Raw genomic sequence first — 13,722 nt, forward strand, 5'->3', positions numbered from 1 at the left:
CTCGAACGTCGTCAGTGCGCGGTGCCCCACCCCGACCCACGCCAGATATTGTGCACCACAGTCGATCTCCACGGACGGCACGCACACGCCGACGCTGCAATCCACCGTCAGCGTCAGGGAATTACCGTGATCATCGACCACATCGATCCGCAGCGTGAACTCGTCTGTCTTACCGGTCAATTCGACTGTGGTGCGACACGACGATCCAATCCGCAGCGCCTCGGACACCACGGTCATAACGCTGGTCGCGACTCCACGGAACTGGCCCCGCCCCAATAGTCCCGCAAGGTGCCTGGTGGCGGAATCGGCCTCGTCCGGGCGGAATTCGCGGGTCGCGCCGAATTCCATTCGCGCGCCCTCGATATCGCGAACGGGAACCGGCTCAGGTGTGTGCGCCGGCCAGGCGGACGTGCTGGACACCAGACCGGGGAGCCGCTCCGCAAAGCCCCGGAGCACGGCCACGCGCAGCTCGTCCGAAGTCAGCGATCCGTCACACAGGTCCCGGTCGAGAGTGAACCAGCTCCCCTGGTCACCGCCGACAATTCCCTCGCTGCCGGGAATCCGGACCCCGCGCAATGGCCCGTAGGCGGTCGACAGCTCGGCCACAGTCTGGGCGGCCACCCGCAGCGCCGCCGGGTCCAGGCGCTCATCACCGAATCCGACGGCGCGGATTCCGTGATGGCGTAGCAGCTCGTCGGCGTCGATCTCCGCCGGTTCCAAGGCCACGGCACCGATCGTGGAACGCGTGGACGCCCCTTGGCAGTAGTAGACGTCGATGCCGGCGAGTACCAGCTCGCGCAGCTCGTGGTCGGAGGTCAGCAGGTACTGCAGCCGGCTCGGATGGCGGATGAACACAAGCCGGTCACCGTCGTCGGTGTGCACGATGCCGAGTTCATCGGAACCGCGCCAAGGCTCGATTTCGTGGGCTTCGAATGTGGTCTCGTACATCGGTCCGACGTCCAGGCCCTCGGTCCCGGTCAGTACGCGGCACGGCTTCCGGCCGGTCACGGTGACGTCGATGGCGGATCGGCCGGGCGCGTCGCCGAGCAGTTCGAAAGGGTCGCCGGGCAGTTCGAGCGGATGGCGCCGGTGGTCGGCGACCATGGCCAGCAGCTCGCCGAAATGCCGCCTCACGATGTCCTCGAGGTCGCCGTTTTCCGCATGGTAGCGCAGCTGTCCGTCGCTGAGGGTGAGCTCGTAACGCTCCAGGCCGGGCAGCAGTATCTCGATGTGCGTGGTGCCGTCGGTGTCCTGCCGCGCGGCCACGACCCCCGTGCCGTGGCCTACAGCCGCGCGCACCATCTCGGCCACCGAGGACAGGGTCTCGAGGTCGACTCCCCAGCCGCGCAGCGTCGTTCCCAGCTCTGATACGGCTCGAGTCTCCAGCGGCGCGGCCCACCGCTTCTCCGCGTCGGGCACAGCCTCGCCGAAGAGGTCGAGCTCGCACATCCGGCATCTGGCCAGCCACATCTCGTCTTCGGCCTGTCGAACGGCCGCCTCCGACTCCCCGACGGCAACCACGGCATCGAACAGCGACGGTGGAAGGGCCTTGCCCGCGGGTCGAGCACCGTCTCCTGCCTGGGCCGACTGTATGGACCGCACCACCCGCGCCAGCGTCGTGGGATCCGCCCCCAGCTCACCTGCCATCGCCACCAGCGCCGCGACCTGCTGCTGCGCCGCCGAGTGCGCCACACCCAGGAGCTCGCCCAACTGCCGGGTCAGTTCCTGGGCGCGCGCAAATCCAGGACTGTCCACGGACGCGAGCAGCGCATCGTGCGCGGACCGAAGCTCCTCGAGACTTTCCCGTGCGGCGATGAAGTGGTCGTAGGGGTCAGCCGGGCGGGAAGGCGCGGCTTCCATCGTGGTCTCGGATGCTGCTGGGGGTTCGCCCATCGCGGCCGTGAAGTCGGCCCGCAGTGGGGCGGCGCCGGGATGGAGCATCGTGATGGCGCGGCGGAGGGCCGGTTCGGCGGCGGCGAGGACGTGGGCATCGGTCGGGCGGTTCCAGAACAGGCCGTCCACCAGTACCCGGGCGTGCGGGTCGAGGTACCGCAGGGCCGTGAGCCACTGCTGTGTCGTCACCGTTTCCAAACCGCGTGTCCACAACCCGCCATAGGTCGCGGCCAGCCACCGGCCGAACTCGCCAGGGACGTCGGTCGGGACGTCGGTGAGGGGTTCGCTGTTGGCGGAGTCCTGATCCCCCCCATCCGACGGCGTACCCCGGCCGAACCCTTCCAACGGGTTCGCCGGACCGTATGCGGGATTGGGCGGCTCGCCTACCAACGGCGATGCCAACTCCGCCGCGGTGCAGCGCATCACCGTGAGCCGGCGCACCCCCGACCACTTCCGCGAAGCCTCGGCGAAATCGATCCCGGCACCCGTCGCCACCTCGATGTCGCCCGACAGCAGCGCCTCCACCTGCACATCGGTGAAATCATCCGTATCGATGACCACCAGCCTCGGATCATCCGCGGTACCCACATTACGAACAACGACCAGGTGCGCAGTACCCCGTAACCCACCCGCCAACGCCCGGTAACCGTCCCGCGCGTAATCCGCGTCCTTGTCGCGCCGGTAATCCACGCCCGGTTTGTCCATTGCGAGCACCGCCCACGACCCCGGCTCATCTTTCAACGCCGCGACGGCGGCTTCGGCCGCGGCGGACTCGTCCTCGAACCACGCGACCGCCGCACCGTCAACCGCGGACTCATCCAGCTCCGCACTGCCCGGGAACTGCGCATCGCCCGCAGCAGAAGAGTCCTGCGCCGCGCCCACCAGGAACTGATCACCGGACCACCGCCAACCAGCCCGTTCCGCGAACCCCACCGAATCCGACCCGAATCGCCAGATATCGTCCGACAGCGCGGGTGCAGCCACCAGCGGACCCGCACCCGACCCAACCGCCTGCAGAGCCGCCATCACATGCAACGTCAATCCGGGACACCGCCCACGGCCCGACGACTTCGGAAGGCGGTCCGACAGACCATCGACATTTCCATCAGTATCGTCAGGTATCGACAGCAAATCTCCATCAGCTGTCCCGGCCTTATCGGCGGCGGCAGCCCGGATACGGGTGCCGGCCGGATCGACGGATTCCGATGCGCCTTCCGCGGGGTCGCTACCGGGCAGCCCTGCCGCACCGGCTGCTGCGGCAGCGCCGATACCCGCCTCACCGGTAGTCGGCAGATAGTTGCCGCCGGAGTCCGTTCCAGGCGGTGTGAGCTCAGGGGGCATGGGGCTCGAGTCGGAGTACAGCAAGCGCCAGAGGTCTGCCAGTTCCTGACGAAGATCCTTCTGCAGCGGTGAGGTACGGTCGGCGACCATTTGCTCCAGAACCTGCGCAACGCCTTCATTCAGCTGGAGGTCGCCGTTCATAACCTCGCCGATGACGTCGAGTGCGCCGTAGTCCTCGTTGGTTTCGTAGAACTCGCGGGTGAAGTTGCCGATATCCGTGCCGTCGGTCTGGTCGATTTCCCACCAGGTCCGGGCCGATGACAACAGATCGGCTGCTATCGGCGCCAGCTGCCGGCGCATTTCCCGCTCGATCCACCCGTCCTCGGTCATGCCTTCGGTCGGTGGCTGCCGTGTCACGGCCTCGGCTCGGCCGCGCGCCCTGGCGACGAGGGCAGGCAATAGCCACACGGCCTGCTCCGGTGAGTCGGTCAAGTGAGCCGGAACCAGGATCTCCTCGTCCTCGACATCGACGAAGCGTCCGATGTCACCGACGTGTTCAGCCGCCCTTAACGATTCGGCATATCGGATAGTCCAGCCTGTATTCAGCAGTTCCGCGACACCGTCACGAAGCGAGTGCGACTTCTGCACCAACGCGTCGACCTCGGGACCGAGGCCGGTCCGCACCGTGATATCGAGCAGCCGGTACCACTCCTCGATGTAGTGGGCACTGTAATCCCGGTACCACACGCCGTGGTCCTCGAAATTGGACTCGTATGCCTGCTCGAAGTCCGCCATCAGGTGGTCGGTGACCAGTTTGCGGGCCTGTTCCAAGGTGATTTCCCCACGGACGACGCGGGCATAGGTGTCGTTCTCGAACGTGTTGTCCACCACAAGGCGGACGACGCCCTCACGGTCAGGGATCTGGCGCGCGTCGATATCGATTCCGGCGTTGACGAGGATCTCGTGGCGGGCTCGGGCGTGCACCAGATTCGCCTCGGCCTCATTCGTGAACTTCTTCCGCAGCTGGCGTTCGATCCAGTCCCGGAAGGATTCGCCGGCGCGCGGAAGATCAGCGGTAGTGTCGATCTGCACACCCGTGGCATGGCCGAGTTCGTGGGCCAGCACACCCGCCGAACTTCCGTTCAGCGCGCGCAGGTTGCCGTGCAGATTGATGTCACCCACCACGTGCGCGCCAGCCGCACCGTCCGGCACATCACCATACTCGATCTCATAGCCCTCATCGAGCGCCCAATTCAGCCGACTCCACATGTCCGGCGACTTCTTTGCCAACTCCACCACATCCTGGCCGAGCGTGAAGAAACCGTCGGAACTGTCCGAACTGTCACCAGACGCACGGGTTAAAAGGAAGCCGGCAGAGATCTGCAACACCAACGCCCGAATGATGGTGCGGCGCTCCAGCGGCAGCTGCCACAACGAGCGGGTGCTGCCGGCCGAACCGGACGAGGGCACCCTCCCCCCGTCAGGTGCCAGGGAGAGCAAGTCGATATCGCCGGTAGCGTGGGCCGCCACCTCGTCGAAGCGGGCCATTATCGCTGCAAACCACGCGCCACGACTGCGCTCTTCGAACTGTGATTGCAGCGGCGTGAGTGTGCTTCGGCAGGTGTCGACATCGGTTCGGCTCAACGGGTTGTCGACAAAAATCCGTCGACCGTGCTGGTCGGTAGCGGTGAATACACCATCCGGGTCACCATTCCCGGCGAGTGCGTTCACGAGCCCGGCCAGCAGGGCTTCCAGATCGTCGTGGTCGGGTGCCGTGAGAGTGCACAAAGCGTCGACCAACTGCCCGAACAGCACCTCGGCGTCGGCGTCATCGCCTAGAGAAACAGCCTCCGACCCACGGGCTGAGAATGCATCATCGGGCGGGCCGCCATTCGTATCCGCCGAACCGGCGGCCACCCCCCCGTCTTCCTCGCCGGTGCCCACGCTGTTTTCGTGCTCGACGAGCAACGCAGCGACCGGCTCCCACCGCTGCTCTTTAACCAGGCCGGGCCAGCGCATCACCCGGCGCGCTGCCTTCAGCAGTTCCGACGTCGTCGGATGCTCCGGGAGGTCGATGAATCCCTGCAATGCGGCTGACATCCGGGTGGCCCAGTCGAGATCGCCGTCCGGCTCCGGCGGCTCCGGCCCGGACCCGAACCCATCGCTCGGCGTACCGACCTCAGCGTCCGCAGGCGACGCACCTGCGCCCTCCATCAGCATCTCCCACGCATCGAGCGCATCGGCGGCAAACTCCCACCCTCTCGGGGACACCGAAGCACCCATAAGTCCGCGCACGCGTGTCAACAGCTGGTCGAAGCCGGCCAGCAGCTCCGGGTCGTCCCCAGTCGCTGCCACCGCAAGCTCGAACGCAGGCCGCAACCGCTCGACCTCGGCCTCGTAGTCGGCCAGCACATCAGCGATCGGCGACCACTGGTACCGCGTCAGCCCCTCCGTCAGCATCGCCTGGCGTGCGAAGTCGAGCAACTGCTCAGTGGACAGCTCGTCCACACCGTCCGCAAGCCCAGCCAGCCTCTCCGGGCGATCTCCCACCGGCCAATCCACCAACGGCCTCAACGCACTCTCCAGCCGCGCCCGAAAGCTCGCATTTCGATCGAAAGCGGTCGAGCCCAAAGCCCACAGGCTGCCGAGGCCCGGGCCGGCCTGCGGCTTGGTGTCCGGTGTTTCGGTCGGATTGTCCGGTTCACGGGCATCGCTGGGCCCACCGGCATCCTTGGATGGTTCGGTCAGCTCGCGTTCCAGCTCGGCCATCCTCGCGGAGGTTTGCTGCGCCTGCACCACGACAGGAGCCAACGCCTCGCGCTCCTCATCGGTGAACGGCCGCGACGCGTGTTCGGCCAGCGCCTCCATATCGATCGGCCCGACCGTCAGCACCTCCGGATCTATCCACAGTTCCAAAGTGGCGACGGCTTCCCGCAGCTCCTTCGCCGCGTCCTCGCTGTCACCGACCACTCCCCCGAGGTCGTCGGTATCACCCAGGTACTCCGCCAGCAGATGCTCCGGCACCGACGGCACATCCCGCAACCGGGTAGACAAGGTGGTGAAATGCTCGGTGCGCCGACGATAATGATGGGATGCGAGCACCGCACGCTGGTAATAGGCGGCGAGTTCCTGGAGCTCAAGGAAACGCTCGGCTCCCTCCCTGTCCGCTGGCAGGTGCCGGGCCAGCGTCGCATCGACCTCGTCCGGCCCCAGCCCTTCCTCGATACCGAGGCGACGCGCTTCCGCCTCCATCTGCTGCTGCAGCCGAGAGCGTTTCGCCTCCTGTTTGCCCAACTCTTGGGCCGCCCGCCGCATCACGCGATCGACCCGTGCACTCGCCGCGGTATCACGGCCATGGCCGTCACCGGACCGGCCACCGCCCGAACGGCGAGCGGCGTCGGGCAACTGCCTGTTGAGTTCGCCCTCGCCGTCGTAGTACAGCGGCGACCAAGGATTGATACGACCGTCGTCAGGGCTTGTGGAGTGGGGGTCTTCAGGGTCGGTGGTGCCCGGTTGATCCATCGGCACCGAATGTTCGCCATCCGCGCCGCTTCGATCGTTCGCCGGGCTGTCGGAATGCGTCGGATCGGTGTGGGAGGGGTCGGACGAAGGTAGCCGAAGGTCGAACCGCTCCGTCTGCGGGCCGAAGGAGTGCGGCTCAACGATATTCGCTACGATGAGCCGACTCTTGTTCCCAAGCCATTCGCTTGCGACCCGCGTCCGGACCCGCTGACCGTTGTCGAGCAGGGATTTCAGACGTTCCAGCGCCGGATGCTTCGGCCCGGCGCCGACCGGACCGCCCGTCAGCGCTTTCCAATGCGCATCCAGCCGATCCCGCCGGGCCGAGTCACGCAACCAACCCGACCAGTCGATCTCGAACCAGCCCAAGAACCCGAGGTACACCACGTTCTCGGCCACACCATCGTGCTCAACCGTTACCGCCCACCACGGCCCGCGGCGGTATCCCTCATGCTCAAGCACCACCACGCCGACCTTGCCGCGGTCTCCATCCGCAACCGATAACACAAAGCTCGTGAGCAATGCCTGCACATCGGCCCCGAAGTTGCCTCTGGCGGCCGCCAGAGGCAACACGCTCGGTGCATCGCTAGCGTCCGCAACGTCCACAGCCTCCTGCTCAGAGGCCGGTTCACCCCGGGGGGTCGGCTGGTCGCCAGCGAACCCGGTGCGCTCATCACCCGAGCGCTCTGTCTCGGTAACGACGACGTTGTCCGCGCGTTCCGATGCTGCAGCGGTCGCTGCGTCGTCATCGGGTTCCGCTGCCGGCGTAGCCGAGACCTTCATACCGTCACGGCCCTGGGGCCGCGCGGAACCCTCCGACCTGTTGCGTCGCAACCTCGTGTGCTCGAACGTCGGCTCACCGTCCTCGCCGGTGCCGACTTTCAGCTCGTTCCAGATGAAACCGGTTTCGCTGTCGACGAATTCGAGTCGCACTCGAGTACCGTCGAGACTGTTGGTGACAAACCGCACATTCTGTGTGCCGTGGCTGTGCAGAGCGTGGCGCACCTGCTTGTTCAGGAAGTCGGCAAGTTCGGCGTGAACACGCCGCCTGTCCTCCGCTGTGAAGCCCTTCTGGGCGAGCAGCTCGTCCAGCTCGTCACCGAACTGGTCCAGGGCAGCTTTGTAGAACCTCGATATCGTGAGGTCGAGTGCCTCCTCGAAAATCTCATAGGGAATCTTATCCGGCCACCTGCCTCGTTTCGGCCTATCGCCGCGCAGGTCCACCGGCAGCAGACCCGACACTCTCTGAATCGCCTGCTGTTCCAGCAGTTCTACTGCCTTCATCGACAGGCCCATATCGACCGCAATGGCGGCCGGTGACTGACGATCGAGGAACCTGCGCCGCGCGAATTCGACGATATGCCCGGTGAACGCGCGCTCCTTGCTTGCACTCGGTTGATGGATGGCCTGGTTCTCGAGTTCATCGATGACCGCACGCAGCCGGGAAACGTTCTCCGATTCGGCGGCATCCCACAGCGCTGTCCCGTACCTGCCGAGCACCTCGGGGGGGCGCCCAGGAGTAAGAGCTACCGCATAACGCTGGGCCGCTGAGGCGAGAAGGGGATCCGGGATGCTCAGCCGTCCCTGAAGCGCGGCATCAACCACCGCTTTCTGCTGCTGCTCCAGCGCCCCACGGGCGCGCTCCCACGCTTCTCGTTCCGCACCGTCGAAAGCCCGGAGTACCGGGTTCTTCTCGCGCTCCTTCTTGGGAATCTTGCCTTTCGCATCCGAAATCCCTTCCGCCATCGCATACGCATTGGTGATCGTCTCCGCCAATTTCGCGAAGGTCACGGGCCGGCCCTGTGGCTTGTCACTGATGGCCGACGGAGGATCGCCGCTCTCGGGGTCGCCGGCACGCCGGGAAGTTCCCCTGCCCGAATCGTCCGGATGAGGGGCACTATCATCACCGGGCTCATCGCCGGGGATGTTGGCGCCCGATGCTTCCCCGGAACCGTCGGATCCCGGGGCCTGCTCGTCAGCGCCATCCATGGCAGGGGCCGAAGGGGCGGCAGGAACGCTCGGCGCCGACGCCGCAGGGTCGGCGACCGTCCGCAGTGAGTGTGGGCCTGCCTCGCAATCGACAGTGACCGCATAGCCATATGGACCTCCCCTCCCAGTTCCGTCCGTACCCAGCGGCTTCTGACTGAATGGCACCCCCAAATCCATCAGATCCCACATCGTCCCCAGATCCAGCCGCTGGCCCGCCGGCTTCCCAACGCTGCCGGTCTTGATTTGCACAAACATCGGTAGCGATCCGGACACCGTGTTCGACAGCACAATCAGTGAGTCTTCGTCCACCGAGCGGTTCAGCAGCAGATTCAGCGCCCGCAGCCCCGGGCTTTCCAACCCGGCATTCACTTCCACCGCCAGCAGTTTCGCGCAATTCTCCGCGACACTCTGCCAAACCGTGTTACCCGCCTGGCTGCGTACCTGGGCATGGGAACGGATACCGGAGTTCGCTGCCTCGGCGATCTCCACCGTCAGTGAGTTGCCCTCCGGAGCATCGGTTACTGTTGCGGTCAGCCGCCATCCATCGTCGTCCACCTTCACCTCGGACGTGAAAGACGGTGTTTGTGCTTCCTGCACGGCACTCGCCACCATGTCGATGGCCAGCGAAGCACTGCTGGGAAGCTCGAGTTCGGCCACTTGCGCGCGCAACAGCGGCAAGATGGATTCCCGTTGATCGGGTCCGAGCTCGAACATCGGGCCCGGCCGGGCAGTCGCGCTGGGTTCACCTAGTTCTGCCCGGATGACTCCGAATGCTGATTCGACAACCCGCTGCACCGAATCGATGTCGGTCAGATCATCGATTTCGATCGTGATCCACCCGGGCCGGTCGTCCACGGTTCGCCATCCGGAGCGTACGAAACGAATGCCCTCGACCACGACCTCCGGATACCTGAGACACAGTTCTCCGGACACCCGCTGAACTTCGGCTTCGATACCCGGCGCCGGACTCGGTCCGCGTACCGGTAGCTCAACTGCAACATCCTGCGCGGTGCCGTCACCATCCTGCTCCTCGGCAACCGAAGCGCCATCCCGCCGCGGCACACCGTGCGTATCCGACCTGTCTGGCGGATCCATCGGCATATCCCGACGTCCCGCGGGCCGGTTCAACGGGCCCCGGAACAACTCCGGGTCCTGTCCCTCGGCCAACCTGTACACCGGCAGACCGTCCTCGGTATGCGAAACGACAGTCACCCAATTCTCGCCGGGAAGTGTCGGATAATCCTTGAGATCGATCTCAAATTCCGACGGGTCGCGCGTCCCCTCGTGAATTTCGGCCATTATTTCCTCGGTAATCCGAGGATCCGTCGGATCGAACAGCCTCAGGCGCTCTTGACCGTCGGCGCCTACAACATTGCGCACGATGACGATATGCGCATCGGCATCACCCAGCGTCTCATTACGGACCGACTCGATCGCAATCTCGAACCACGCATTGGGATGCCCATATAACCCCGCGGCAGCAGCCTTCAAATTCGGATATACAGCCGGATCCCAATCAGACTGTCCCTGCCGCGCGTAGTGCACACCCCACGCACCACCAGGCCCCGCCGTACCCGAAGGCAGAGCCGCCCGGCGTTCCAACTCCGCACGCAGCTCCGAACCCTCCGGAGCCCGAGCAGCCGCCGCGCGAAGATGAAACCGCCGAATAACCTGCGTCCGAGCAGCGCACTTTTCGAACTCCTCCGACGAATCGCGCCCCAGCAACCGCGCCCGCCACGCCTGCGCCACGGGGGCATTTTCGTCCTGTTCGTCGGCACCATCCGTGGAAGGTACCGAAGCGGCGGCGGGCACGATCGGGGCTCTAGCCTCGGAGCCGGTGACCGCCGGCAGTGAGGGTGTGTTGGAACCATCCGATGTCGCTGCGATATGGCTGGTCAGCACCTCACGAACAGCCCGCGACATCAACCCGCCAGGCGGCAGTGTGTTCGTATCGAGGCCTGCGGACACCTCCTCCGGTTGCGGCGCACCGTCGGACACGACAACTCGGGCCATCCCGTCGAGCGCGCCGGAAGAATCCAGCGCAGGCAGATACGTGGCCTCCTCACCGAGGAGAACTAATGTCGTTTGTGGTTCGAAAAGCAAACCGTCTCGAACACCGCGGCGGCCCGCGAGGCGCTTTCCGTGTTGCAACGACCTGCCCGCCGGCGACGCAGTGGCACTCGGGTACCAGCTCGGCCGGAGAGCAGCGGGCAACGGCGCGTGCAACGTGACCACGACCTGGTCGGAACCGAGACGTTCCTCGAGTTCCCGGTGCAGCAGCGGCAACGTCAGCGCCGTCTCCTCGACCGTCTCCCACGAGGTGTCCTGCGGTAGGACGATCTCCACATGATTTGTACCCGAGTCGAGGTCGCCGGCAACGAACTGGATGGTGTGCGGATCGGCAGGTTCGTTCTCGGTGTCGATTCCGAGCGCGAGCGGATCGCAGGTAAACGCACGTACCTGGTCTCCGTCGGCGGCCATGCGGGACAGTAGGTTTTCTACAGTGCGTGCTACCGCCGCGCCGCGCGAATTGCCCTGGGTCGCGATAAAGGTGACCGCGGTCCGAACCGCCGCGCTGCGCTGATCTGCCGGAACGCCCTCCTCGATCATGAAACCCAGCAGATCGGGGTGCAGCAGGCCCGCGCCGACTTCCGGACGGTCCGAACGCACCTCCGCCACAGCGTCGAACACAATGCGCAGTGCTTCAGCACGTCGCCGTGCCATCGTCACCGGATCGCTCGGATCGAAAGCGAAGATCTCTTCGAGTTTCGTAATTATCAGACGCGCGGACCGCAGCTGGTTCTCGGTGGGAATTGCGAGACTTGACCGGCCCGGTCCGGCGCTCGGATCGGACGAGTGTCCGCTGTCCCTTCCCCCGGTGCCCGATTCGCGAAGTCCGGCGAGAGCTCGGCCGGCCTGCTCCGCCGTTCTGCTCCAGATGCCCGATGCACCCCGGGCCATCGCCTCGTACAACAGCTCGCGCCCGTCGACCGGACCACAGACAACTTCTACGCCCTCGTTGTTTCGAGCGAGCCCGAATATGCCATCGCGGCTGGCCTCCGGCCCCACTCTCGCCGGCACCCAGATAAGGAATTTGATGGGGCCCGTGTCATCGGCAATAACAGTTGCGAGTGTCTTCTCGGGCTCAAATAGGTCGTACCTGATCTCGAAGAACAAGGTCACGTTGTCCGGTAAGGTCCGTTCCCGCGCGGCCGAAACCACGTCCGGATCAGAAGTTTCCAAACGGATCGGATCGGGCCCAACGGCGTTCAGAACCGCTTCGAAGGTTTCCGTGTCGTCGACCCGGATCGCCGGCATCGCACGACCCCACCGAATGGACGACAGAGCATCATCCAAAGAGGTGAGAGCATAGTCGCGCACCGCCTGTTCGACGCTCAAATCGGTGATCGCGGTCCCATCCGGTACTTGATGGTAGTGATGGACCACCAGACCGCCGTCACCAGTTCGGAAGACCTGGATCCGAACCCCGTCGATACCCGGCGCGATACCGAACCAGCCCGGCCGGACAGCATTCCCCCAGTCCGCCCATACAGTTGTGTTCGCTGCCTGCGCACGGACCTCACCAAGAGCGACATCATCGCGCGGCGTGGCATCGTCGTCCCATTCGACAAGGTCCGAATCGGGACCGAATACCTCGCCACCGAGGTACCGGTCCTCGCTCAGTTCCATGTTGGCAAGAGTTTCGTCCTGCGTGTCCGGGAACAGGCGAGAAATCGCCGTGACAACAATCTGCAGCAGTGAATCGGCCTGGTAGTTCGCGACTCTCGTAACCAATTCGCCCGGCGTGATATCGGCGGCTGCGCAGACTTCGTCCCAGATCCCGCCCAAGCCCAATTCACGAATCCGATACTCGAAATAGTCGAGATCCAGATAGTTCAGCCCGCGCACGATATCCGCGGCGTCCCCGATATTCGGCGGTGATGCCTGCATATGCGACACGATCATGTCTTCGACCCGGCCCGGGTCAGGGAGACCTGTGCCGTCATCGCCGACTGTCACCGAGTCGCCGTCCTCAACATCACCGTCAGCGGGATACAGCGTTGCGAAAGTTCTTCCGACGCCGGGATTCTGCTGCCCGATGGTGTAGGGACGGTCGATCAGCTCATGGTTCGGTGATGCCGAGACCGGGCGTTGGACGGGGTCTTCCCGGAGCCAGTCACGCCTGACGAAGCGGTCGGCACCCGAATCGTCCGTACCCTCATAAATCAGCATATAGGGGTGCCGGTACGGGGCTTCATCGTTCGATACCGGGTATTCCTCTACGATGGAAGCACGCGCACCGCGGCCCATATCCTTCAACTGCCGGCAAATAATGTCCAGCGCCGAATCGTGTTCGGAGGCGATGACCTCGGATTCTCGGCCGGCCGTTGTAGGCGGCAGGTCCCGATCGCCTCGGTAGCTGCTGCCGGTCGCTTGCCATCGGTCGATATCCGCCGCGACGGCGGCCTCGCAGTCGGGCTGGTCACCTTCCAGCGCCTGGTCCAGCGCGGCATCGTCCAGTGACGCACTGGATGCGTCGTACTCGGGCCAGGCGGCCCGGTCCACCGGGAGGTGATCGACCCATTCGATCGCGAAGCCACGTCTGATGAGCCGACGCAAGTCGGCGGTGTCCGACGCAGCTTCTGCCACCTCCGCGCCAACCGCTGGGTGACCCACGATCCGGATTTCGGGCGCACGCATGGGGAACAGTTGACCGATGTGTATCAGGGACTGCAACAACCCCTCGAGATCGGCGGCAATAGCCTCGCCCGTCATCGGTCCGATTCGCATCAGTGAGGCCACGGCCTGCCCCGGGTCGGCCCGTTTCGCGGCTTCGTATCCGTCGATGGCATCCACCAGCCGAAGTTCCAGCGGCTGGTTGTCCGTATCAGCGAACGTGTGCATCTCGATGAGGTCGGCGGTGTCGATATCACCCACCGCGACGACGAGACTGTCACCCAGCGAGACCACGTGGATCGACGGCTGTCCCGGTAGCCCGGCTACCATGCGCGCGGCATTTTCCAGAGGTGTCGCGAGCGA

Annotated in this window: 1 protein-coding gene (only partly in view); it reads right to left on the reverse strand. The window is 65.1% G+C overall.

Every position in this 13,722-nt window falls within one protein-coding gene, locus NFL01S_RS01370, for an amidohydrolase family protein, read on the reverse strand. The gene is 62,271 nt long; 31,632 of those nucleotides lie to the left of the window and 16,917 to its right, leaving coding positions 16,918–30,639 in view (codon 5,640, complete, through codon 10,213, complete); reading right to left, the first codon wholly in view occupies window positions 13,720–13,722. The start codon and the stop codon both lie outside this window.

The sequence above is a fragment of the Nocardia flavorosea NBRC 108225 genome, assembly GCF_001613385.1.
Taxonomy (GTDB): Bacteria; Actinomycetota; Actinomycetes; order Mycobacteriales; family Mycobacteriaceae; genus Nocardia; species Nocardia flavorosea.